22 protein-coding genes and 3 pseudogenes are annotated in these 23,585 nt (G+C 39.7%); 19 read left to right on the forward strand and 6 right to left on the reverse strand.

Annotated features, from left to right (window positions below; translation table 11 throughout):
* Positions 1-236 precede the first annotated feature (236 nt).
* A complete protein-coding gene (locus AR335_RS25470) occupies positions 237-401 on the reverse strand; it encodes a DUF4030 domain-containing protein (RefSeq protein WP_156418988.1) in 165 nt (54 codons plus the stop codon).
* A 230-nt stretch (positions 402-631) separates the two neighbouring features.
* On the opposite strand from AR335_RS25470, the gene AR335_RS08900 reads away from it, so the two are divergent.
* On the forward strand, positions 632-835 hold the full coding sequence (locus AR335_RS08900; protein ID WP_062234435.1) for a cold-shock protein: 204 nt from the start codon (positions 632-634) through the stop codon (positions 833-835).
* Between the two features lie 438 nt (positions 836-1,273).
* On the opposite strand, the gene AR335_RS08905 is transcribed toward AR335_RS08900, so the two are convergent.
* Positions 1,274-1,786 carry an acyl-CoA thioesterase gene (locus tag AR335_RS08905; RefSeq protein WP_053357799.1) on the reverse strand — a complete coding sequence of 171 codons (513 nt, stop codon included), beginning with the start codon at positions 1,784-1,786 and terminating at the stop codon, positions 1,274-1,276.
* A 65-nt stretch (positions 1,787-1,851) separates the two neighbouring features.
* Positions 1,852-1,977, reverse strand: a complete 126-nt coding sequence (locus AR335_RS25150; protein ID WP_255357561.1) for a hypothetical protein — start codon at positions 1,975-1,977, stop codon at positions 1,852-1,854.
* A gap of 526 nt (positions 1,978-2,503) precedes the next feature.
* Here AR335_RS25150 and AR335_RS08910 point away from each other — a divergent pair.
* The gene (locus tag AR335_RS08910) at positions 2,504-3,118 is read left to right on the forward strand and encodes a histidine phosphatase family protein (RefSeq protein WP_062234440.1); all 615 of its coding nucleotides are present in this window, start codon (positions 2,504-2,506) and stop codon (positions 3,116-3,118) included.
* Between the two features lie 331 nt (positions 3,119-3,449).
* Here AR335_RS08910 and AR335_RS08915 read toward each other — a convergent pair whose 3' ends face one another.
* Together AR335_RS08915 and AR335_RS08925 are read right to left on the reverse strand one after the other, a co-directional pair.
* The gene (locus tag AR335_RS08915) at positions 3,450-3,809 is read right to left on the reverse strand and encodes an STAS domain-containing protein (protein ID WP_234293231.1); all 360 of its coding nucleotides are present in this window, start codon (positions 3,807-3,809) and stop codon (positions 3,450-3,452) included.
* Positions 3,810-4,367: 558 nt separating this feature from the next.
* Positions 4,368-4,826, reverse strand: a complete 459-nt coding sequence (locus tag AR335_RS08925) for a peptidoglycan-binding domain-containing protein (RefSeq protein WP_082683410.1) — start codon at positions 4,824-4,826, stop codon at positions 4,368-4,370.
* 246 nt (positions 4,827-5,072) lie between these two features.
* Between AR335_RS08925 and AR335_RS08930 the strand changes: the two genes are divergently transcribed.
* From AR335_RS08930 to AR335_RS09005, 15 genes and pseudogenes are all read left to right on the forward strand, one after another.
* A complete protein-coding gene (locus AR335_RS08930; RefSeq protein ID WP_062234458.1) occupies positions 5,073-6,617 on the forward strand; it encodes a PucR family transcriptional regulator in 1,545 nt (514 codons plus the stop codon).
* Positions 6,618-6,784: 167 nt separating this feature from the next.
* Positions 6,785-7,417: an aspartate/glutamate racemase family protein gene (locus AR335_RS08935; RefSeq protein WP_062234464.1), complete on the forward strand. Its 633-nt coding sequence runs from the start codon at positions 6,785-6,787 to the stop codon at positions 7,415-7,417.
* A 200-nt stretch (positions 7,418-7,617) separates the two neighbouring features.
* Complete coding sequence (locus AR335_RS08940) at positions 7,618-8,679, forward strand: DUF917 domain-containing protein (protein WP_062234467.1); 1,062 nt, start codon at positions 7,618-7,620, stop codon at positions 8,677-8,679.
* A gap of 20 nt (positions 8,680-8,699) precedes the next feature.
* Entirely contained in the window at positions 8,700-9,650 is a 951-nt protein-coding gene (locus AR335_RS08945) for a DUF1177 domain-containing protein (protein ID WP_062234469.1), read from the forward strand.
* A gap of 45 nt (positions 9,651-9,695) precedes the next feature.
* Positions 9,696-10,367: an AroM family protein gene (locus AR335_RS08950; protein WP_062234474.1), complete on the forward strand. Its 672-nt coding sequence runs from the start codon at positions 9,696-9,698 to the stop codon at positions 10,365-10,367.
* A 16-nt stretch (positions 10,368-10,383) separates the two neighbouring features.
* Positions 10,384-11,334, forward strand: coding sequence for an aminopeptidase (locus AR335_RS08955; RefSeq protein ID WP_062234477.1), 951 nt, complete (start codon positions 10,384-10,386; stop codon positions 11,332-11,334).
* Between the two features lie 365 nt (positions 11,335-11,699).
* A complete protein-coding gene (locus tag AR335_RS08960) occupies positions 11,700-13,745 on the forward strand; it encodes a hydantoinase/oxoprolinase family protein (RefSeq protein WP_062234480.1) in 2,046 nt (681 codons plus the stop codon).
* A complete protein-coding gene (locus AR335_RS08965; protein WP_369795805.1) occupies positions 13,711-15,489 on the forward strand; it encodes a hydantoinase B/oxoprolinase family protein in 1,779 nt (592 codons plus the stop codon). The genes AR335_RS08960 and AR335_RS08965 overlap by 35 nt, the downstream gene beginning before the upstream one ends.
* Positions 15,490-15,658: 169 nt before the next feature.
* On the forward strand, positions 15,659-16,423 hold the full coding sequence (locus tag AR335_RS08970) for an IclR family transcriptional regulator (protein WP_062234486.1): 765 nt from the start codon (positions 15,659-15,661) through the stop codon (positions 16,421-16,423).
* 94 nt (positions 16,424-16,517) lie between these two features.
* The gene (locus AR335_RS08975) at positions 16,518-18,146 is read left to right on the forward strand and encodes an OPT/YSL family transporter (RefSeq protein WP_062234489.1); all 1,629 of its coding nucleotides are present in this window, start codon (positions 16,518-16,520) and stop codon (positions 18,144-18,146) included.
* Positions 18,147-18,280: 134 nt separating this feature from the next.
* A complete protein-coding gene (locus AR335_RS08980; protein WP_234293233.1) occupies positions 18,281-19,372 on the forward strand; it encodes a M24 family metallopeptidase in 1,092 nt (363 codons plus the stop codon).
* Positions 19,362-19,640 carry an aminotransferase class V-fold PLP-dependent enzyme gene (locus AR335_RS08985; RefSeq protein WP_062234495.1) on the forward strand — a complete coding sequence of 93 codons (279 nt, stop codon included), beginning with the start codon at positions 19,362-19,364 and terminating at the stop codon, positions 19,638-19,640. Before AR335_RS08980 ends, AR335_RS08985 begins: the two co-directional genes overlap by 11 nt.
* Before the next feature lie 278 nt (positions 19,641-19,918).
* Positions 19,919-20,263: pseudogene (locus AR335_RS08990) on the forward strand (Gfo/Idh/MocA family protein); the annotation flags it as partial.
* A gap of 2 nt (positions 20,264-20,265) precedes the next feature.
* Positions 20,266-20,644: pseudogene (locus tag AR335_RS08995) on the forward strand (ThuA domain-containing protein); the annotation flags it as partial.
* A gap of 336 nt (positions 20,645-20,980) precedes the next feature.
* On the forward strand, positions 20,981-21,256 hold the full coding sequence (locus AR335_RS09005) for an aldose 1-epimerase (RefSeq protein WP_062234504.1): 276 nt from the start codon (positions 20,981-20,983) through the stop codon (positions 21,254-21,256).
* Between the two features lie 240 nt (positions 21,257-21,496).
* Here the strand turns inward: AR335_RS09005 and AR335_RS09010 are convergent, their stop codons facing one another.
* Positions 21,497-21,751 (reverse strand): hypothetical protein, encoded by a 255-nt coding sequence (locus tag AR335_RS09010; RefSeq protein ID WP_062234507.1) that lies wholly within the window; start codon positions 21,749-21,751, stop codon positions 21,497-21,499.
* A gap of 377 nt (positions 21,752-22,128) precedes the next feature.
* On the opposite strand from AR335_RS09010, the gene AR335_RS09015 reads away from it, so the two are divergent.
* Positions 22,129-22,428 carry a hypothetical protein gene (locus tag AR335_RS09015; RefSeq protein WP_062234510.1) on the forward strand — a complete coding sequence of 100 codons (300 nt, stop codon included), beginning with the start codon at positions 22,129-22,131 and terminating at the stop codon, positions 22,426-22,428.
* A gap of 200 nt (positions 22,429-22,628) precedes the next feature.
* Positions 22,629-23,551: pseudogene (locus AR335_RS09020) on the forward strand (bifunctional metallophosphatase/5'-nucleotidase).
* Positions 23,552-23,585: the final 34 nt, after the last annotated feature.

A 23,585-nucleotide genomic window follows, 5' to 3' on the forward strand; every position in this document is an offset into this window, starting at 1 on the left:
TATAATACACACTCGATGAATTTATCCAGCATTTTTCGAGTGGGTTATCGAGTGATTTCGCAGGTATAAGGCTATTATTAGTTCCTTATTATTTAGCTCTGTTTTCCATACTGATCAAAAAGTATCAGCCGAAGTTTGCTTTGAAACAATAAACTCTCTTTAAAAATTAAGGGAGTTTATTGGCAGTAAAATATAAAAGACTGTTAAATCTGTCGGTCTATGTTTTGGATTAGTGCCTAATTTATCTTCTTATTATCCTTGTTGAACACTTTGATTTTATAAGGATCATGGCGAACTTCTTTTGTTGTCTTATCTGTTTGAATAAAGGAATGGATTTCTTTCTCAATCCTTACAGCCAACTGTGATGCGTTGAGATTATTTGCTTGGTTTAATTTTCGAATTAAAAAGTGTTTTTTTAACTATTACCACCATATTTCTCTCAATTTCAGCTGAATTTTTAACTAGAACACCTATCTATTAATTTGCTTTGACTTCTTTGTTCTGTTATAATAAAAAAGAATTATTTTTGTTCGGTGTAAAAGCATATATGTATTCGACTTTTCATCTTGATGATTACTTTGGGCAAGGATAGTAACACATTGTGCGTTTAACGCACTAGGAGGCAACAAATATGGAACAAGGTACAGTTAAATGGTTTAATGCAGAAAAAGGTTTCGGATTTATAGAACGCGAAGATGGAGACGACGTATTCGTTCATTTCTCTGCTATCCAAACTGAAGGTTTCAAATCATTAGACGAAGGTCAAAAAGTTACTTTTGACGTTGAGCAAGGTGCCCGTGGAGCTCAAGCTGCAAACGTTAAAAAAGCAGCATAATACATTATTTAATAAAAAAAACAGGTCCCTTCTTTAAAAAGGACCTGTCAGACCGTAGACAAACCCCTTTTCAATTTTTTTGAAAAGGGGTTTGTCGTGGTGTGCCCGGCATGGGTGCAGGCTATAGCGTGAAAGTCCTGAACTGTGAAGGCAGTAGTAGTAGAAGCCTAAGACAAGATGGTGCGAGGGACTCGCATAGCTGAAGGAAGTCGGCGGCAAACTTCCGCCCCAGGAACACGAACTTCATACGAGGCTAGGTGACATTGGATGAGGCTGCCATACAAGCCAAAGTCCTTACTGCCAAAGGTTGTCACAGAGTAAATGAAGTGGGGACATGGAAGAAAAGTCTGCACTCTTACTGACAACTTGAATTATTTACATTAACTTAACGAGATCAGTAAAGCTGCAAATATGCATTCTAATTAAAGATCAGGCTTTTCACCATGGCAAACCGGTACCGAAGTCCTTTGCCAGGTTCCCACTTTCTTTTCTTCTTTTTTTTCGGTTCGCTGCTCTCTCCGCTGCAGAATTGAATAATCCTTTTTCCTCATTCGTTTCTGGAATGACTTTTGGCACGTGGGTAGGCTTACCGTCTTGATCAACTGCGACCATTGTTAAAAAAGAAAGTGCGCATACATTCCGTTCTCCTGATAGTAAGTCCTCTGCTATTACTTTAACAAATACTTCCATTGATGTTCTGCCTGCATATGTAACAAAAGCCTCTAGACAGACGGCATGACTGACATGAATAGGGTGCAAGAAGTCTACAGAATCAGTCGAAGCTGTAACAGTATTTCTACGGGAATGGCGCATTGCGGCAATTGAAGCTACATCATCTATATAAGCCATTAGTTTTCCACCAAACAACGTTCCATGATTGTTTGTATCAGGTGGTAACACAATGCTCGTTTTTACTACAAAAGAATCCCTGCATTTTTTTTGATCTATCATAAAATAACGACCTTTCTTTTCTTTTTATAGGAAGTTAGCAGTTTCCTGAAATAATCCATAGGGAACTATTTATCATCTTGGTATTTAATAACTTCTATATGTTCATAGGTTTTTTTAACAACCATTAATAGTTGTTCATCATCCATATGGTTAGTAATTTCATTCGGTTTTTCACTTCTTTCCTCCGCCAAAAGAGTCAACTCCTTTCTCAACCACAGTATTAACGTTAGTTTTCTATTTCAATCAATTATAATTTCTATTGTCCAAATTGTTACTTACTGCAAGGGGATGTTGCAACAGGTTTCCTTTCTTAATGTATTTTTTACATCGCTCTAACTACTATTAGACTTGCCTTCGGAGGCGATTATGTGCGTTCCCATTTGTTTATACCGACAATTTATAGTCGATCAACCTCCTTTATCATACGGTTCCTATCAATTCAACTTTTATACTTATCCAGAGGTTTGGTATAAGGATATTGAAGTTTATAATTTGGGGTATGAAACATACTGTCAAGAAGAGTTGAACTAGAAGGGATATCAAAGGTGCAAGCATTTATGGATAACATGGAAAGTGGCTTACCTCGAGTGCTATACTTTTGAAGGCAGAAGGGTTTTCCGAAAAAGTCGTGGCGGTTTATCCAAAGGGAGGCGGATCTTATGATCTTAATCAAATCTTTAGAACAAAAGGGCTACATCACCAAAAGGGGGAAGGTTCTTGGCTAAAATCTATTTATTGCGACACGGAGTTACCGAGTGGAACGCGGCAGGAGACCGCTATTGCGGCTTAACAGATATCGATCTTTCCAAGCAAGGGGGCATACAGGCAGAGTGCGCTGCTGCCTATTTAAAGGATATTAAGTTTGATGCTGCCTATTCTTCTACTTTATGCCGTGCGTATAATACAGCTCAAATCATTGCGAAAAAACACTACCTGTCTGTTCAAAAAGACGACCGGATTGTGGAAGCCGATTTCGGGTTGTGGGAAGGAAAAACAAGAACAGAATTTGAACAAGAAGACCCGCAAAGCTGGGAGGCATGGGTGATTGATCCCAAAAGCAATCCGGCTGGGAAGACCGGTGAGACAGCGGAGAAGATCTTTAGCCGCATGAAATCATTTTTTGATGAAATTTCCAAAAATCATCCGGATGAAACCGTACTTGTCGTCGCCCATAGTACCGTTAACCGTATTTATATAGCAGGTGCCCTCGAGATGCCGTTCAAGCATTATCGCCGACTTTATCAGGAAAACACCGGTATAAATATCTTTGATCTCGAAAAGGACAGCTTCAAACTCCTGCACATGAATGTCGCAGAACATCTGAACGACTAATTCCCTGGTGCCGTAGGGTGCTTTTGGAAGAGCAGGAATTAGGAATTAAACCTTATACATTTGAATTTAACAAACGGAACAATACCCGCTTTCAAATTATCATTTGAGAGTGGGTTTTTGACTTTTAGGATCTTTGTAAGGATAGGGTACTATCTGATTCACTGTGCTCCAACGAAGCATCGTTTGAATTCATGGTTGGTTGTAATAGGTAAGGAGTTCATAAGGCTTCACGTTTCACAATCGTTTGTATAAATCCAGTTTGAGTGACCGCCTTCCATTTTGGATAAACCATTGCTTTCATTTGCTATACTTCTTTTTTTCAAGGCGGAGTTTAGGCAAAGGTATCTATGGTCTTATTGTTCTTGCCTTCCATCATTTCCATAAGCCCTGTTATCTCAAATAGTCGACGGACGCGATTCGTCATGCCTTTTAGCATTAACGTACTGTTGTTCCTGATCGTTGAACTAATCACTCCAGCGAAAACTCCTAATCCAACACTATCTATGAAATCAATTTGCTCAACATCAATAATTATTACTTGTTTTGTTTGTTCTGATAATGGGACAAGTATTTTTTTTAACTTCGGTGCCGTGTAGCTCTGAACGTCTCCCACTAATTTTAAATAATGTGTGCCGTTCGATTTTTCATGTGTAATTTTAAGATCCATAACAATCTCCATTGACATCGTCATAAGGCAAACCTCCAGGAGAAAGATTAGTCAACTTTATCGCAATTGTAGGGCACCTGTTTATACCAGGGCTCGTTGATTATTGCGTAAAGGGGAAAAGGCATTCATGACCGTTCTTTCAGTTATAGTTTAATACACAAATATAAAAGATTAATGTGTAGATTATAAAGAATTATTAAGTACACATTAAACCTGTATTTGGATGGCTGACGGTTTTGTCTCAAACGCTCATTTCCCTGATTTAGAAGAAACGAGCAAATATATACAAGACTTTTTGCGTTTTAAATAAGCGACCACTGGCGTGCTCAATATGAAGCAACAGAGTAGATACGAATGGTCAACCAATGTAGAGGGAAACCATATCATTCGCCGTAAAAAGGGTGGAAATACTCACATAAAAACTACAGTTTTGCTGTTGGTTTTTGTTACTGAAACTGTATTAAAATTTGGAGAGAACATGCCAGCTTTTAAACAAACGTTTAAAAGTGTAAATAAAAAAAAGCGCTCTTTCTGATAAATAACAAAACCCATTGGGTTTTTAAACCAATGGGGTTTTGTTATTTACTTGGCGTATAGCCGATATCCGTCAGTTTTATCCGTTCCATTACCGAAGATGGTCGCAGTTGAAGGAGAGGAATCTGACTTATTGTCATACTTCCATTCCAATCTTAGACCCATAAACCCACCAGCTCCGTAGGTGGAAGTGTTTTTCTTCTTTATATACTGTGAAAAGCTGTTCCAGGTTTTTGGACCGACGATGCCATCGGCAGTTAATCCATTTTCTTTTTGATACTTCTTTACACCTGCTGCTGTTTTCGGTCCAAATATGCCATCAACATCAACGAGTCCAGTTTCAGTGTAATAAGACATTACGTTAAGAACATACTGCATATTCCTAACCTCTTTGTTCGCCTTGCCTTGCTTAAGAACAGAATTGTGTTTCCAATTTTCAGGGTGATGAAACCCGCTTGCCGAAGCAATGGAAGGGGTTGACAGCATAAAGGCAGGGAACCATACCATAAGAAAATTTGCGAATAAACCAATAGTGACGTGACCGAAGCTCGCATGTTGCTAAATTTATTTACGTATTGGTCTTTAGTCAACCTCTATTGATTTCCTCCAAATCCTTTGAGATATAAAGTTTAGCATGGAGAAGTAGAATAAGAAGCACATGCGAATTAAAAGTGTGAAAACTGAAAAACGATTACCTATAGTAATTAATTTGCTACACTGGACCTATATCTTATTAAGAAATAGGTGAATGAGATGCATTTAGCTGGTGTCACAATAAGAGAATTGCTCCGCCTTCCTGTTTTAAAAGATGCCAAAGTAATAAGTGGTGAAAAAGGATTAAGCCGTATCGTTCGCTTCGTGGACATTATGGAAGTCCCTGATGTTGAGGGTTGGCTTAGGGAGGGCGAATTACTACTCACCACTGCCTATTCTATCCGCCATGATACCGCCTTACTTTCGGAGTTAGTGGAGCAGCTAGTGCAAGCTGGTGCCGCAGCTTTAGCTATTAAACCGGAAAGATTTATTTATGATATGCCGTTGGAAATGATAAAGGTGAGCAATCATCACAATTTACCTATTATCGAACTTCCTAGCGGGGTACCCTACATGGATATAACCCATTCAGTTATGGAACAAATCATAGACAAGCAAGCATCCCTGCTGAGAAGATCAGATGAAATTTTCAAAACTTTAACGACCTTAGTACTTGAGAATAGTGGCATTCAAGCAGTGGCGGATAATGTTTCAGCCTTAGTAAAATCGCCGATCTGGGTAATTGATAAATCTGGAGAGACCATCGTTTCATCACCTTCTACACTGGCTTCTCCTCAGACGCGGGATAATACACGTTGTTGGGATATTACGGTAGATAAACAATTTGTTGGTAAATTAATCTTAAATAAGGAACAATTAGATGATTTAGAGGTAGTTTGTGTGGAACAAGCACGACTCGTGTTTTCTCTAGAATTAATGAGAAGAAAAACAGTTTTGGACACGGAAAATAAATTAAGAGGCGATTTTATTGAAGAACTATTAACCGGTTTGCCTTTTTCAAAACAAGAAGTAGAAAGTAAAGGCGCAAAATTCGGTTTGATGCCAGGGTGGATATGGGAGATCGCTATCATTGAAGCGGAAAACTGCCTTTTTGATGAGGGTTCCCCTTTTTTAATGCAATTACATGAACGATTGAAACAAGAATTACCAAAAGGGCAGATTAAAGCGCATATCCACAAACAAGGACAACGGTTAGTACTATTGCTTGCTTCCCCAAGGTTAGAAGATTCCTCTATAAATCAGACTTTAAGTCATGAGAACTCTGAAAGTTGGAAACAAATTTTCACTCCCCTTATTGAAGAACAGAGCGGGATTTGTATCGGTTTTGGGGAGAAGTGTTTTTTATGGGAAGTCCAGAGGAGTTATTTGGAAGCCAAAAAGTCCATAATGATCGGGATGAGGATGGAAAAACATGGGAAAGTGTTCATGTTTAAAGAGATAGAAATGTTCCAAATGTTGTTGGATGCTGCTGATTATATCAATATGGATACATTTGTGGAGAAAAAAATCGGAATGCTATGTCAACATGACAAGGAAAATGGAACAGATCTTGTATCAACATTTTATTACTATTTAGCATCAGGTGGTAGCTTAATCCACACAGCAAATCATCTTTTCATTCATCGAAATTCTGTTAAGTACCGAATGAACAAAATTCGAGATATTGTCGGCATCGATTTAGAAAATTTTAGAGAGCGATTTGTGTATTATTGTTGCCTTACTTACCATCTATTAAAAAAATAGAAGTATCTTTTCGCCCATTGTGCTGGAAGGACAATGGGCTCTATTTATTTTGGTTAATGGGGACATTGTAGGAGATATCAGAAATCTATACAATTGTTGTAAGTATTCAATATATTCTCTTTTTTCAGAAATTTATAGTTACTACTTAAAGAAAGGGGATACATCTTATGATTGGTGTTATACGTGTATTTACGACGGAAGATGATGAAGTTCTTGAACAGCATGGTAAGGTGATTTCAGATCGTTATAGAGTTCCAACGATAAATAAATGCATACCTAATCAGCCATTAGGGATCTTTAATGACGAGACTGAAAAAATCGCTGTTCCAAAAATAGTGGAATTAGGAAAAATATTGCAACAAGATGGCTGTGAGGTTTTGGTTATTAGTTGTGCAGCGGATCCCGCGATAGAGGAGCTTCGCAGTGAAGTAACAATTCCGGTAATTGGGGCAGGCAGCTCTGCTTCTCTCACTGCTTTAGCTATAGGGCAACCGGTCGGTGTCTTAGGTATCACAGACACTCCCCCAGCGATCATTAAAAATCTCTTAGGTGATTTGATGATTGGATACGCAAGGCCGGAGGGCGTTTCAAATACAACAGACTTGATGACACCTTCCGGAAGAGAAAAAGGACTGGAAGCAGCTCGATCACTATTAGACCAGGGAGCGAAAGGTATTGTGTTTGCCTGTACCGGTTTTTCTACGATTGGGCTCGCTGATGTATTGAGGAAGACATTAAATGTTTATATAATTGATGCTGTGGAAGCAGAGGGATTGTATGCAGCGTCATTATATCAGTAGGTCTGTTTCTCAGTGTTAAATTTCAGCTATCCAGTTAAGCGGGTTCTACTCTGATAGAACTGAAAGAAGGTGTACCTTTGGCGAAATCTTACCTTCTTTTTGTTTGTGTTTTTATTTGGGCTGCCAATTATCTTGTTCGCCAATTTTTACAGTCAGTGAAAAAACTTTAATTCTGTATTCAAAAAGTGAGGCGGGAAACTATGGCAAAGATTAAATTAGATGAAGAATTAGTTAAGTATGCGGTTTATGGGGGAGCTATCCTGGGAGGCGGTGGAGGCGGCTGGATTGAAGATGGTCTTCAAATTGGACGTCTGGCGACTGAAATTGGCGAGCCAGAACTTTATACCGTAGATGAGCTTAAAGATAAAGACTTGGTTGTAACGGTATCGTTAGTAGGTGCCCCTGCTGCCAAAGATAAATTCGTAAAACCGATTCATTATGCGAGAGCATTGGAAATTCTTACTGAAAAAATCGCTAAACCTATCCAAGGCATTATTACAAATGAAAATGGAGCTGGAACAACAGTTAATGGATGGTTTCAATCGGCAGTAACTGGAATCCCCGTAATTGATATTCCTTGTAACGGACGAGCACATCCGACGGGTTCAATGGGATCGATGAATTTATCGGAACAATCCGACTATGTTTCTCACCAGGCTGCGGCAGGCGGAAAAGGTACTAATTATCTGGAAATGAGCATTTCAGGTTCCCTTGACAAGGCGTCTACAATGATCCGTCAAGCATCAATAGAAGCAGGCGGCCTTTTAGCTGTTGCGAGAAACCCTGTTACCATCGGTTATGCTAAACAACATGGTGCGGCTGGAGCCATTCAGCAAGCTATTGAAGTTGGTAAAGCCCTGTTAAGCTATCAAGGCGAAGCTGCCCTTGATGCTGTTGTGACAAAACTAGGCGGTAAAGTTGTTGCTGAAGGAACAGTTACTGATCACACCCTGGAAACGACAGGGGGATTTGATGTAGGAACAGTCACGATCAATGACACGTACGAAATGACTTTCTGGAACGAGTACATGACGCTGGAACGAAATGGAGAGCGCTATGGCACATTCCCTGATCTTATTATGACCTTTGACGCAAAAACCGCAAAACCTATTGTTTCAGCAGCCATCGAAAAGGGACAGCAAATTGCCGTCATTGCAATTCCAAAGGAAAATTTAATTCTTAGCAGTACAATGAGAAATGAAAAGTTGATGAAACCGGTTGAAGACATTATAAAGAAATCCATTCTTCAATATAGTTATTAAGAAAACGGGGGACGATAAAAATGGTACTGAAACAAACTCTGATCGCACTAGATACGCTGGACAGTGCTTATGTCGATGGGGGAATTGTGCAAGAATTGTTCAATAAATATCCCGATGTTTCTGTAACGGTTAAAACAGTTACTAGCGAAAGGGGGAGCACTGATTTTATTAAGATTGTCATTCCGGGAACCAGGGGAAAAATCAAAGGCGGGGACACGCCTACCTTTGGAATTATCGGCCGTCTTGGTGGAGTCGGAGCGCGCCCTAGTCGCATTGGTATGGTTTCCGACGGTGATGGTGCAGCGGCCACAATTGCTTCTGCTTTGAAACTTGCGGACATGCAAACCAAAGGAGATACCTTGGAAGGAGATGTTATTGTCACTACTCACATTTGTCCAAATGCACCGACACTTCCACATGAACCAGTAGACTTTATGGATTCCCCAGTCGATATCTTGACTATGAATAAACATGAAGTGTTACCGGAGATGGATGCGATTCTTTCGATTGATACGACCAAGGGAAATCGTATTATCAACCATAAGGGAATTGCCATATCGCCAACGGTGAAGGAAGGGTATATCCTTCGTATCAGTGATGATCTGCTCCGGATTATAGAGATGACAACAGGGCAATTTGCTGTCACATTCCCAATAACCACACAGGATATTACACCCTATGGAAACGGTCTCTATCACTTGAATTCGATTTTACAGCCGGCTGTAGCCACCGATTCTCCAGTAGTGGGAGTAGCGATCACCGCACAATCTATAGTGCCTGGCTGCGGTACGGGGGCTAGTCATGAAAATGACATCGCAGATGCTGCTCGTTTCGCCATAGAGGTGGCAAAGGAAACTACGAATGGCACATGTCAATTTTATAGCAAAAATGAATTTGACCAAATCACACAACTCTACGGTTCTATGAAAATGTTACAGACCATGGGCGAAAAAGCTTCTCATCATGGATAATCAGGGGAGTTTCCCCTGTATTCATTAAACAATGGGGGTCAGGAGATGGAGAGACTAGGAATGATTACAATCGGCCAAGCTCCGAGGACTGATATAGCTCCAATTATTGAAAAATTTTTGGATGGGCGAGCTGAACTTGTTCAGGTTGGAGTCTTGGACGGAATGACAAAAGAGCAGATTGAACAGCATTTATATCCAGAATCCGATGACTATGTGTTAACATCCAGATTGGTCTCAAATGAATCTGTCGTCATGTCTCGAGAGAAAATTAAACCTATTTTACAAGCAAAAATTAACTACCTTGAAGAAATAGGAATCAAACAAATGTTGCTTCTTTGTACAGGCGTTTTCCCGGGACTTACAACTAGCAATTCCTACTTGATTGAACCGGATCGTATCATTCCGCCAACAGTAAATGCACTCGTTGCTAGGCGCCGTTTTGGCGTAATTGTGCCTCTTGTTGAGCAAAAATACATTCTGAAACCAAAATATTCCCCATTTGGACTGGAACCAGTCTTTGCAGTCGCTTCCCCCTATGAAAATGATGAAGCTAGCTTTATTGAAGCAGCAAGTGAGCTTAAGGGCAAAGTGGACATTATTTTACTCGACTGTATGGGTTACACTGAGAAAGCAAGAGAGTTGTTATCAAATGCTATGGGATTGCCGGTTCTACTTTCTAATTCGATGATGGCAAAATTGGTATCAGAAATGATTTAACAAAGGATGATAAAAAATGAACGAGCAGATGACTATAATCAGTAAAACCGTTCTAAAAGACTGTCTTGGTCTTCAAGAACAGGAAACGTTTCTTGTTGTGACTGATGATAGTAAGAAGGATCTTGCGTCATCATTATATGAAGCAGGCAAAGCGCTGGGGGCAGAATCTATTCTCCTCGTCATGAAGGAAAGAGAAAAATCAGGGCAAGAACCGCCTAGTTCAGTTGCCACTGCCATGACACAAGCCAATGTAGTTGTTTGCATAACTGAACATTCTTTAACCCATACACATGCCCGCAAGAATGCTGCTGCTGCTGGTGCCCGGTTGGCCACGATGCCCGGAATTACTGAGGATATGTTTCTACAAGGTGCTATTTCCGCTGACTATTCAAAAGTAAAAGAATTGACGGAACGTGTTACCGAATTTTTGACAAAAGGAAACAATGTGAGGATTCAAAAAGGGGGATATACCCTTTCGTTCTGCATTACTGATCGAAAAGGGATACCTAGTACTGGAATGTATTTAAATCCGGGTGAATCTGGTAATCTACCCTCGGGTGAATCGTATATTGCTCCAGTAGAAGGGACCGCATCTGGCCAAGTTTTAATAGATGGGTCTGTGGCTGGAATCGGAAGATTACAATCTCCGTTGCTGCTGAACATTGAACAGGGTCGAATTGTAGGAGCAGAAGGAGAAGCAGCAGAAGAATTAATGAACATCTTAGGAGACAGCGACGGAAGGCTTCTTGGAGAGTTTGGTATAGGCACCAATGACAAAGCGAGGATTACAGGCGTAGTGCTTGAAGATGAAAAAGTATACGGAACGATCCATGTTGCTTTTGGAAGCAATAATACCTTTGGAGGAACGATTTCGGCAGGTGTTCACATTGATGGAGTCGTCATAAAACCAGATATCTATATCGATGAACAATTAATTATGAAAAACGGACAATTAAACGAATCGTAAACTAAATTTTTGTATATAATGGATTGAATTACCCACTCGTTTAAAATTGAAGAGGCCGCCTGGTAAACACTCAGATATTAATGAGTGTTTTTGATACTTAATCTTACCGAATCATAAAAATGAGTTAGAGGTTGTCGTTATTTTCCGACAGCCTTTTTTGGTTGATTAGAATTCCCTGATATCTCGCTCACAAAAGAAAAAATAATATTAATAATATTTTGTCTATTTATAATATTTGGTGTATAATTAAATAGAACCATCGGTTCTCAAATAGAGACAAAATAGTTCTATTTTTTGGAATTGGACTTGTTTTTTTACATTTCATCCGCTTAAAAAGACAAAATTAAAAATGAAAGGTGATACATATGCGAATTTCTACAGATATTGGCGGGACATTTACTGACCTTGTTTATGTTGATGACAAGGGTGTGTTTGGTCATGCCAAAGCTCATACTACTCCACCTTATTTCGAAAAAGGAGTCATCGATGTTATTGAGAAAAGTGGAATTGATTTGAAAACGGTTCAAACGTTTATTCATGGTTCTACTGTCATCATCAATGCTCTTACGGAACGTAAAGGAGTAAAAACAGGATTAATTACAACAAAAGGAACAAGAGATGTTTTAGAAATAGCCAGAGGCAACAGGCCGGATCTTTATAATTTTCGTTACCAAAAACCAAAACCGTTTGTTGAACGATATTTGCGCAGGGAAGTAGGGGAACGGTTGAATTACAAAGGGGAAGTGATCACTCCCTTAAACGTAGAACAAATAAAAGAGATTGTTTCTTTCTTTAAAAAAGAAAATGTACAAGCGATTGCAGTAACTTATTTGCACTCATATGTAAATCCAATACATGAAAAACAAACGGTTGAACTGATACAACTATTATGGCCTGAAGTCGCGGTCACTGCTTCACATGAGGTTACGAAAGAATGGCGCGAATACGAAAGAACAAACACCACTGTTTTTAACTCCTACGTAAAACCGATTGCTGCTTCCTACGTGGATAGGCTTCATGACCGACTTCGTGACGTTGATATAAACGGAAACAATTACATAATGCAATCGAATGGGGGCACCACAACCTTTGATTATGCGAAACAAACACCCATTAATATGGTGGAATCGGGGCCAGTTGCCGGGGTTTATGGAGCGGCCGTTTTGGGTGAAATTTTAGGAGAAGAGAACATAATTGCCTTCGACATTGGAGGAACAACGGCAAAATGTTCGTTAATCAATAAAGGGGAAGTAAAAATAACAACCGATTATTATGTAGAAAAGACAGATAAAAACGCTGGTTATCCAATCAAAGTCCCAGTTGTTGACATAGTAGAAATCGGAAATGGTGGCGGCTCCATTGCTTGGATTGATGAAACCGGCTCGCTTAAGGTTGGGCCACAGTCCGCAGGATCGATACCAGGTCCAGTTGCATATGGACAGGGAGGAACAGAGCCCACAACAACAGATGCTAACCTTATCACCGGCCGTCTGTCCAAAGAAAATTTTGATTACGAAGTAGACCTAGAAAAGGTTAAAGACGCTATAAATAACAAAGTAGCAAAACATTATGAGACCACGATAGAAGAAGCCGCACTTGGAATTATACAGATTGCTAATTCGAACATGCTTAATGCATTAAAATTAATATCTGTCCGAAAAGGTTATGATCCACGAGATTTTTCGCTCATGGCGTTTGGAGGAGGAGGTTCCATGCATGCAGCTGCCTTGGCCAAAGAATTGGGCGTCAAAAAGGTCATTGTCCCTGTGGCTTCCTCCGTTTTTTCCTCATGGGGTATGTTGATGACCGATTTACGTCACGACTATATTCAAACTCATATCAAACGATTAACCAATGTAGATTTACATGCATTAAACTCGGAATGGAATAAGTTAGAGTCCGAGGCCATAGCTCAATTCATGGAGGAAGGTGTACAAGCGATCCGTGTTGTCTGCAGTCGTTTTGCCGATATGAGGTATTTAGGCCAAGAGCATACCGTTAAGGTACCGGTACCAAATGGCGAATGGACAGAGGATGATTTAAAACACACGATCGAAAAATTCCATTATCTTCATGAGCAAAATTACACTTTTCAACTGCCTGAATCACCAACAGAGATTGTCAATTTGCACTTAACCGCTTTTGGAAAGGTAGACAAACCAGAGTTGCGAATATTGGAATCAAAGGGCGGATCGTTAAAAGAGGCTTTGAAAGAAAAGCGACCAGTGTTTTTTGAGGAAGAGGGATGGCTAGAAGCTGAAGTCTATAATCGTGATAAATTGGAACCTCTACTGAAAGTAGTAGGGCCAGCAATCATAGAAGAATCTTCGGCTTCGACCGTCATTTATCCAGGACAGTCCCTTGAAGTTGATCAATATGGAAATCTTATTATTGAAACAGGAGTTGAATAAGATGCCGTCTAACATAAAGAACAAAATTAATCCGTTTACCATAGAGATCATTAAGGATTCGCTTATTTCCATTGGTGATGAAATGTTCCATGCACTCGCTCGCACATCGATGAGCCCGATTATATACGAGGTGCTCGATTATGCTTGTGGTTTAACGGATGCCAAAGGCAAATTAGTAAGTCAAGGAAATGGTGTAACCAGTTTTATCGGTATGTTAAGCCCAATGGTTCAGCATGTATTACAAAAGTTTCACGACGGTAAGACCTTAAAGCAGGGGGATATTATTATCATCAACGATCCTTATGTCGGTGGTGGCTCCCATTTGTCCGATGTCGGTTTGGTTATGCCGATTTTTTATGATGGGGAATTGGTGGCTTTTTCAGCAAATAAAGGTCACTGGACGGAAGTGGGAGGAAAAGACCCCGGATCGTTTACAAGTGACTCTACAGAAATCTACCAAGAAGGGCTACAGCTTCCCGGAATCAAACTCTTTGATGAAGGCCGTTTAAATCAAGCAGTGGTTGATATTATTGAGACAAATGTAAGGTTTCCTCAACTTTCTCTTGGTGATATGTGGGCCCAAATCGCTGCCTTACGCACAGGAGAAAGAAGATTTCTTGAGCTATGCGAAAAATATGGAAAGGAAATGGTGGTTTCCTCTATTGAGCACTTATTGCAACAAGGAGAACAATTCGCCATAAAGGAACTTAAAAAATTGCCGATGGGAACGTATACGGCAAAAAGCTATATTGAGGATGATGGAGCAACGGGCGGGCCATTTCCTATTCAAGTTAAGGTGACTATTACTGAAGATGAATTCATTTGTGATTTTCGAGGTAGCCACCCACAAGTGATATCACCCGTCAATTGTTCTTCCTATGCTTTATTGGCCAGTGTGCGGGTAATGTTTCTTGCGGTAATTAAACCGAGCCAAGATGTAAATGAGGGAATGTTCCTTCCATTAAAAATCATCACAGACGAAGGATCCATTGTTTCTGCTAAACGACCAGCACCAGTATCCATGAACTTTGAAGCTCGAATGGGAGGAGCAGATGTCATTTGGCAAGCTCTAGCACCGTTGCTTCCCGAACGATTAACGGCAGGTAACTTGCTCTCAGTCTGCTCAGTAGTATTAACTGGTAACCATCAGGATTCAAATGAGCCATTTTTAATAGTAGAACCGTCTGTCGGAGGATGGGGAGCAGGAAAAGGCAAGGATGGCGAGCGTGGGCAATTTTGTATGGGGAATGGTGAGACTTATAACGTTCCAATCGAAGTTGCCGAAACCAGATACGGTGTATTAGTTGAGGACTACGCATTGCGCTGTGATGGAGCTGGGTTAGGGAAGTATAATGGCGGGTCAGGGGTAATTCGTTCTTACCGTGCTTTAAGCAATAATCAAAAGTTGTCCGTTAACTTTGGCCGTCATCAATTTGCGCCATGGGGAATGAACTCTGGCGAGAATGGATCTCCAAACTACGTGGTCATACAAAAAGCAAACGGCGAAACGGCAGGCCCTTTTGGGATTTCCGCAAGATTCCCGTTAGATGAAGGGGATCTGGTCCAACTAGTGACGGCAACAGGCGGCGGATACGGTAATCCGTATGACCGGCCGGTTGAAAAGGTCGTTAACGATGTAAAAAATGGCTATATTCCATTGGAAAAGGCAAAAGAAATATTCGGTGTCATTATTAACCCGGATAATTTTGAAGTACAGGAGTTAATGCGTGACCGAAAAAAATAAAGTTACGTCGAGAGAACAAAAGCTCTGATTGATAGAGCTTTTGTTATGTTATTTAGCAATTAAATTTCAGAAAATTCAACAAATATATTGATTATTTTTATTTTGAAAGCTAAAATAATCATAATAAAAGGAAACGTTGGTTCTTATATAGAGACAACAGAGGTGCATAATGGCATTAAAAACATTAGACAATTCATTAGAACTTCTTAAGTATTTTACAAAGCAACATCCATCTTGGGGCGTTCGTGAATTAGCAAAAGAAATCGGTATTAGCCATTCTATTGTTTATAGGATTTTGGCTACATTTCAAAATCATGGGTTCTTGGTTCAAAATAAAGAATCGAAAAAATACGAATTGGGTATCCGCTTCTTAGAATACGGTCATATAGTTCAAGACAAAATGCGTTTATCAGATGTTATTTTCCCTATTATGAAAGGGCTATCGGAGAAAACGGAGGAATCTATTTTTCTTACTTGGCTTGATGCAATGGAAGGCATCACCGTTGAGATTGCAGAAAGTAATCAAAGAATTAAATTTGCCGTGTCTTTAGGAACAAGAACTCCTCTATATGCTGGTGCATCTTGTAAAGTCATCATGGCTTTTCTACCAAAAGAAAAACAAACGGAGATTGTTCATAAAGGGATTGCACCATTTACTGATAAAACTATCCTTGACACTGAAAAATTGCTGATGGATTTACAAGATATACGGAAAAAAGGGTGGTGTTATTCCATTGGGGAATACTCAGAATCCGTATTTGGATTAGGTGTACCCTTATTTAATAGTAAGAATGAAATTATTGCTTCTTTAACCATGGCAGGACCTGAATTTCGAATGCCGGAACATAAAGTCCCAAATGCTTTAGAAATACTTCAAATGGAAGCACAAAAAATTCAAAGCCATTTAAAAAATTATAGTTTCATGTACGTCTAACAAGGGGGTGATTTGCCCATCAACTGGTAAACAATGCATCTGGTGTTTTGGCTTTTAACAATACTAAAGATTATTGTAAAGGGGGAAAAAACCAATGAAAAAACAAAATGAGGAATTAAAGGAAAAAAAGAATCATCCCAAAGCTACGGATCCATTTACATTATTTTTAACGATAGCAACGGCTGTCATTGGGGCAATTATAGGGTTACAACTTATCGTTACACTCGGGATTTCAGCTAATACGGCTATTATTGGTGCTTTACTTGCTATGGTTATATCGAGGATTCCTATTCGAGTTTTAAATAAATATCGTTCGGTACATCGTCAAAACCTTATACAAACCTCGATATCATCCGCAACATTTGGGGCTGCTAACAGCCTAATGATACCAATTGGAATTCCATTTATCATGGGGGAAACCGGCTTAATTCTTCCGATGCTTATTGGGGCCGCACTTGCAATGCTGCTGGATGCCACCATTTTATACAAGCTATTTGATACAAAGATATTTCCTGCTTCAGAAACCTGGCCACCTGGTGTTGCCACTGCAGAATCCATTGTTGCTGGCGATCAGGGAGGAAAAAGGGCAGGACTCCTAGGTATTGGTGCTGCTGGAGGGATATTCGGTTCATTTTTAGGTGTCCCAATGTCTGCTTTTGGTGTAGCATTTATCGGTAATATATGGGCTATTACCATGTTCGGCATAGGTCTTCTACTTCGGGCATATTCCGGCCCTTTATTCGGTGTAGACTTAAACAAATCCTACATTCCTCATGGTTTTATGATCGGTGCAGGATTAGTAGCCTTAATACAAGTAGCACTTATTATATTTAAGAAGAATAAGAGTGTAAATGTTTCTAAAAAAGAGATTGCTGCTTCCGTAGATTCACCCATTCCGGATGAGACAAGAACAGATAAGGATATATCAAAAGCATTCGGATATGGTTTCTTAGCGTACTTGGCAGTCGCGTTCATTCTAGCCATAATGGGTGGAATCCTAACAGATATGTCCCTGGGTATGTTCATTATCTATTTACTTTTTGCATCGTTCGCTGCCTTTGTACATGAAATCATAGTAGGGATAGCGGCCATGCATTCTGGATGGTTTCCGGCATTCGCCGTAGCACTTATTACTTTAATTATAGGTATGTTAATAGGATTCCCTCCGGTTGCACTCGGGTTACTTGTAGGCTTTAGTGCAGCAACCGGCCCAGCGTTTGCGGATATGGGTTATGATCTTAAAACAGGCTACATGTTAAGGGGTAATGGGAAAGATCGAGAATTTGAATTATCAGGGAGAAAACAACAATACATTACATCGATGATTGCTTTTGTCGTGGCCACTCTCGTCGTTTTCTTTGCCTATAACAGTTATTTTGCTCAAAACTTAGTAGCTCCCGTAGACAAAGTTTACGTAGCCACTATTGAAGCGGGTGTGTCTAAGCATATAGCATGGGAATTATTCCTATGGGCCATTCCAGGAGCATTGTTACAATTTTTCGGAGGAACCAAACGACAAATGGGTGTTTTGTTTGCCACAGGATTACTAATTTTTTATCCTATGGCTGGATGGGCAGTGATTGCAGGAATTCTTATCCGTGTAATTGTCTTGAAGGTAAAGGGGCAACAGGCCGAAACTCCAATGAGTATTTTGGCCGCTGGATTCATTGCAGGAGATGCTCTATACAGTTTCTTTAGTTCCATTTTTAAAATAAGCAAATAGCAGGTAAATCATACGTAATCCACTCGTTGCCAGTCATCTGACTGGCAATTGTTTTATAGATCGTTTTCTATACAAAACAGTAAAAATCCTAAAAGAAGGAATGATGCCATATGATAGAAACCAGGAGAGGCAAATTGGTAGAACGTCTGAAAGAAAAAGGCTTAGACGCAGTAGTAATTGTACCCGGAGCCAATATGAGCTATTTTACAGGAATATCCTTAAAACAAACTGAACGGTTAATTCTAACCGTGATAACTACAAATGGGGATTTATTTTTTATTGTTCCGCAAGTCGAGAAAAGTAAGTTCGAAATGGAAGGAAGTGGACTTGTTTTTTGGTATACCGATGAGCAAGGAGCTACTAAAGCGTTAACAGAATTTTTATCGAAATCGGGGACGCTTGAAAAAGTAGGAATTGAATATGGCAGGATGACAGTTAAGGAATTAAAAGCAGTAGAATCTTTGGATCCTATCACTATTGACGATATTAGCGATCTTGTTGACTCACTTAGGTTATATAAAGATGAACAAGAAATTGATATGTGTAAAAAGGCCGTAAATATAGTAGAAGAAAGTTTACATAACACTTTACCTTTTATTAAACCGGGAGTAAAGGAAACAGAAATAGCTGCTCGATTAGAATATGAAATGCGTAAAAGAGGTTCCCAAGCGACTCCTTTTGAGACAATAGTGGCTTCCGGTTATCGAGGTGCTCTACCTCATGGACGTGCATCTGAAAAACAGATTCAAAACGGAGAATTAGTGGTTCTTGATTTCGGTGCGGTTTTCCAAGGTTATGTAGCTGATATAACTAGAACGGTGGCTGTTGGTGAGATTTCAAATGAGTTTAAAGAGATTTATGACATCGTGAAGGAAGCGCAGCAGGCAGCTATAAATGCAGCTAAAGCTGGTATAACCTCTCATGAAGTGGACGAGGCCGCCCGAAAGGTGATTAGACATAAAGGTTATGGGGAATTTTTCACTCATCGTACAGGACACGGTATTGGCTTAAACGGTCATGAACAGCCATATATTATGCAAACAAACCAGCTTGTTTTAAAACCTGGAATGACTTTTACCATTGAACCGGGTATTTATCTTCCACACAAAGGAGGAGTTCGTATTGAGGACAACATCGTAATTAACAACCACGGAGTGACGAACCTTATGACTTATACAAAAGAATTAATCATATTAAACGGGGAGTGTTCTAGAGTTGAATCTTGAGAAAGTCAGAACAGACACCCCTTTACATCAACAATATTCATATTTTGATACGGCTGCCGCCTCCACACCGCCTCGTCAAGTAGTGGAACAAATGGTGGACTATTTAGAAAAGACGAGTAATTTGAGAACGTATCATCCTACATTTCGAAAACACATTTATCAAACAGTCAATGACATCAGAAAAAAGGTAGCAGACCTTTTAGGCGAAAATTCCAGTGAGATTGCGTTTACGAGAAATGGAACAGAAGGGATAAATTTAATTGGTTAAAAGTGAAATGAAGGTTAGTGTTACTGATAACTATCACTCATGATTTCCTTCGCTTCACTGATTGTCGTAGTAATCCGCGGTTACCAACACAAAAAAACAACCCACACTGCATGGCCAATGCAGGTATAGATTACTTTTTTGTTGCCTTTTTTACTTAGCCACTGCACTTCATACTGGGAGTTTTGGTTAGGGCCCCAACTCCCTTTTTCTACTATATTCCTTATATATATAATATAAACATTTATAGTTTTCAAATTTCTTCTTAAATCTTTTTTTTGGGGGACCTGGCCGCACACAGCATCGATCTGGCAAGGTTCTTAGTCGGTGAGTTTAAAGAAGTAAACGGGATCCTGGAAACATTTATTAAACAGCGGCCTATTGTCGAAGACAGCTCCGGTTTAAGCGGAAAAGCATCGAGTGATCAAATGGGAGAAGTGGATGTAGATGATGCAAGCGTGTTTATGGCCCGGTTTGAAAATGGTGCGATTGGTACGTTTGAAGCGACTCGTTTTGCTGGCGGAAACCGAAATGGCAACCGTTTCGAAATTAAAGGAGAAAAAGGGTCCATCCGCTGGGATATGGAGAACATGAATAACCTCGAAGTATTTTTTCAGGATGATGAACCGGGTGCGGAATTGCTGGCTGCCACGGTGGTATGGGAGATTCATTTCGCAATGAAGTTGATTATCAATACATGGTCGGTGGACAGTGGGTAGCTCATCCTGGCAATGACGGTGTTTTGTATGAAGTGAATATGAAAGACCCGGAGAATCCTCTCACCAAAGGGATCGAAGATTTTGAAGTGAAGTCAGAGCAGTATTACATGCATATCGATCCTGCTGTGAACGTTCATGCAACAACGAGTTTTAGTGACGTAAAAATGCCCGTTGTTTGGACAGAAAAATGGGGGAAGGGCAGGATGTACTACAACAGTCTCGGACATTGTGGCAATGCCACCCGTTAAGGAACTAATGCGCCGTGGATTTTTATGGGCTGCTAAATAATAAGGGAGGCTTTAAAAAATGAAACAAATTAAAGTGGGAATTATAGGCTGTGGGTATATTAGCCGCATCTATATTACCAATTTAAAGAAATATCCCGGCGTTGCCACTTACGCACGGATATACCGATAATAACCGAGGAATCAGCGTTGCGGACCTCGCACGAGCCATTACAGAAAGTGATGATCATAGAGCTCATGGAGATATGGCGTATCATGTTTTGGAAGCGATGCAAGGTTTCCATAATGCATCTCTTGAAGGTAAACATTATTTAATGCAAAGTACATGCAGTCGCCCTGCAGCAATGCCGCAACAAAATGTAGAGATTAAGGGAGTTCGATGACAGCCTACATTGAAGAGATAGTATGTTTTAATGAAGCGGCGATTAGGGCCGGAAATGAGTATCTGGAGGTAGTTCTGGTACCTAAATGGGGAAGTAACCTTATTTCTCTAAAATGGAAAAAGGGAAACTTAGAACTATTAAGAACTCCCTCCACAAAAGAGGAATACATCTCAAAGCCTTATTTATATGGTATTCCTATTTTATTTCCGCCAAATCGCATTGACCGCGGTGAATTCACATACAATCAAAAAACATACCGGTTTTACTATTAATGAAAAAGACAATAATACTCACCTTCATGGATTGTTATATGATAAGCCTTGGAAGTTTACGAATGCATGGCTCCGATATATCCTTGAACTCAATAACAATACCACCTTTCCTTCTCATCCGTTGGAAAGGTTTTTGTGTTGTTACGATCCAACATGAACCGCCATATGTAGATGGAAGCGGAGGTACGCTGCGCTAATCACGCCTTCAAAAGATGCGGTAAGCTAATAAGCTAATGTTGTTCAGCAAAGAACTTGTTTTAGGCGTTCTCCGTCCTTGATAGCGTTGATTCCATCGACAATAATAAGAAGAACATCACGTTCCTTAATGGTTAGGATAAAAGAAACGATTTTTGGAATGCAGTCCACTCTGAACGACTCTCCGTTTTTTTTATATAGGTAAATGTCACTATCAATTGCTTTGGATAGTCGATAAAAGTCTACAATTTTCAAGATCGTAAATGCAGAAGCGGATACCTTGAAAGATAAAATGTTCATAATTCCTACTCTCCCTTCTCCTGAAGACTTCACGGTTCTCTTAATTTCATTGTTACACAATACAGTTATATCAAGTAGAGGGTTATTTTGTCATAAAACCACTTGTTTTGATGAAGGAAAATAATAGATTGTTTCTACTCACCAGTTTGACTATCCAGGCGGCATGAAATCGATAGCTAGACCTTTCGGATGAAGGGTCTTTTTTTTATCTTTCAGATTCAGAGCGACTCGTCTCCGTTTTCAGAACAGACAGGCTTATAGCCGATCTCTTTTCTTCTGTTTTTTTATTACTATTCTGTTAAATTTAACTACTCCTTAACATTCATGTTACAAACCACTTGTATACTTTAATAGAATAAATACAAAGGAGAATGTCTATGAATCGCTTTTTTCTTGTCCTATTAAGTTCTGTCATCGCTATTTGCTCTTTTCTAATGAGTGATTTTAGAGCGGCAGCAAAAGAAAACCCGCAAAAAGCAACGGTGCTGTATTTTAATGATGCGCATGAAATAAGTCCAGTTGTGAATCAATACGGAGATCGCGGTGGTGTTGCGAGACTTAAAACAGTTATTGATCGTGTTCGAGAAGAGAACCAAAAGACAATTGTAACATTCGGCGGAGATCTCGGGGGCCGAACGCTATTTGACGGTGTGTTTCAAGGATTCCCTTACTTTTAATAATTTTGTTGGAACATTGGCAAAACGTTTTCCATAAGAATCTATTAAATTAGAAGAGATCCATTGGAAATTTGACTGCTCGACTAGTTTCTTCGCTACATCCGATCCAAAATCAAAATCATGCTGTCCGAAGTTAGCCAGATTAACGTTGATTTCATTAAAAGCTTGTACCATTGGAAGATAATATGGAGGTTAAAGGGATGAAGGAATCGGAAAAAGTAGACATCATTTTTGCTCTAACACAAGAAACGGTTGAAAAAGACAAACAGTTATTAGCCGCTGTTCCCGAAATTAATGCCGTATTTACAGAAGAAAATGCGGAAGATCAATCATTTATATATAAATTTGAGAATCGTTACATATTGGCTCCAGAAGGAAACATTGGGTCAGTGGTTCGGTTAGATATCACAAAACACGGAAAAGACATTCAATTGAAACCAGAAATATTGGAGGTCGATCATACTGTACCAGAGGATCCCAAATTAAAAGAGCTTGCAACTTATTATCAAAACAAGTTAGAGGAGGAACTTGGAAAAACCATCGCCCAATTAGAGACTCCTCTTATTTATGGGAATAACCATGAATCGAGGTATCAGGAAACCAATATCGGTAATTTTGTATCGGATAGTTATCGCTCTTATTACAATGCCGATATCGGTTTCATGCAGGGTGGTGGGATCCGATCTAGTATTCCTGCCGGAGACTTTACCCTTCGTGATGCCTTCACGATTCTTCCTTTTCGAAATAAAGTCATTCTAGCGAATGTAAAAGGAGAAACCATTCGTGCTGCGCTTGAGAATGGGGTTTCAAGAGTAGAAAATCTGAGTGGGGGATTTTTACAAGTTTCAGGCATGCAATATTCCTATAACCCTATAAACCTGTTAGAGAGCGAGTAGGAGATATCCTAGTTAACCACGAACCCCTTAATCTTCAGCAAACATATAAGGTAGCTATGCCAAATTATATGTTTTACGGGGGAGATGGGTTTACTATGTTTAGTCCAAGCGATCTCATCGTTGATGCGGCCAATGCTAGAACGGATGCTGAAGTATTGATAGAGTACGCAAAGAAGTTGGGTGTTATCAATATAAAAACGGAAGGGAGAATTAGTGTATCTAAGTAATAACAAGGAAAAGAAATTTGAAAGCCTTGTATTC

The organism is Fictibacillus sp. FJAT-27399 (assembly GCF_001510655.1).
GTDB lineage: Bacteria > Bacillota > Bacilli > Bacillales > Fictibacillaceae > Fictibacillus_C > Fictibacillus_C marinisediminis.

Bases quoted from the DNA above. Each gene is read 5' to 3' on its own strand.
- AR335_RS08965 (WP_369795805.1), top strand. From the start codon at position 13,711: ATGGAAATCTTATTATTGAAACAGGAGTTGAATAAGATGCCGTCTAAC.
- AR335_RS08935 (WP_062234464.1), top strand. From the start codon at position 6,785: ATGATTGGTGTTATACGTGTATTTACGACGGAAGATGATGAAGTTCTT.
- AR335_RS08905 (WP_053357799.1), bottom strand. From the start codon at position 1,786: ATGATAGATCAAAAAAAATGCAGGGATTCTTTTGTAGTAAAAACGAGC.
- AR335_RS08975 (WP_062234489.1), top strand. From the start codon at position 16,518: ATGAAAAAACAAAATGAGGAATTAAAGGAAAAAAAGAATCATCCCAAA.
- AR335_RS08900 (WP_062234435.1), top strand. From the start codon at position 632: ATGGAACAAGGTACAGTTAAATGGTTTAATGCAGAAAAAGGTTTCGGA.
- AR335_RS08970 (WP_062234486.1), top strand. From the start codon at position 15,659: ATGGCATTAAAAACATTAGACAATTCATTAGAACTTCTTAAGTATTTT.
- AR335_RS08950 (WP_062234474.1), top strand. From the start codon at position 9,696: ATGGAGAGACTAGGAATGATTACAATCGGCCAAGCTCCGAGGACTGAT.
- AR335_RS08925 (WP_082683410.1), bottom strand. From the start codon at position 4,826: ATGGTATGGTTCCCTGCCTTTATGCTGTCAACCCCTTCCATTGCTTCG.
- AR335_RS08955 (WP_062234477.1), top strand. From the start codon at position 10,384: ATGAACGAGCAGATGACTATAATCAGTAAAACCGTTCTAAAAGACTGT.
- AR335_RS08945 (WP_062234469.1), top strand. From the start codon at position 8,700: ATGGTACTGAAACAAACTCTGATCGCACTAGATACGCTGGACAGTGCT.
- AR335_RS09005 (WP_062234504.1), top strand. From the start codon at position 20,981: ATGACAGCCTACATTGAAGAGATAGTATGTTTTAATGAAGCGGCGATT.
- AR335_RS08930 (WP_062234458.1), top strand. From the start codon at position 5,073: ATGCATTTAGCTGGTGTCACAATAAGAGAATTGCTCCGCCTTCCTGTT.
- AR335_RS08960 (WP_062234480.1), top strand. From the start codon at position 11,700: ATGCGAATTTCTACAGATATTGGCGGGACATTTACTGACCTTGTTTAT.
- AR335_RS08915 (WP_234293231.1), bottom strand. From the start codon at position 3,809: ATGACGATGTCAATGGAGATTGTTATGGATCTTAAAATTACACATGAA.
- AR335_RS09010 (WP_062234507.1), bottom strand. From the start codon at position 21,751: ATGAACATTTTATCTTTCAAGGTATCCGCTTCTGCATTTACGATCTTG.
- AR335_RS09015 (WP_062234510.1), top strand. From the start codon at position 22,129: ATGAATCGCTTTTTTCTTGTCCTATTAAGTTCTGTCATCGCTATTTGC.
- AR335_RS08940 (WP_062234467.1), top strand. From the start codon at position 7,618: ATGGCAAAGATTAAATTAGATGAAGAATTAGTTAAGTATGCGGTTTAT.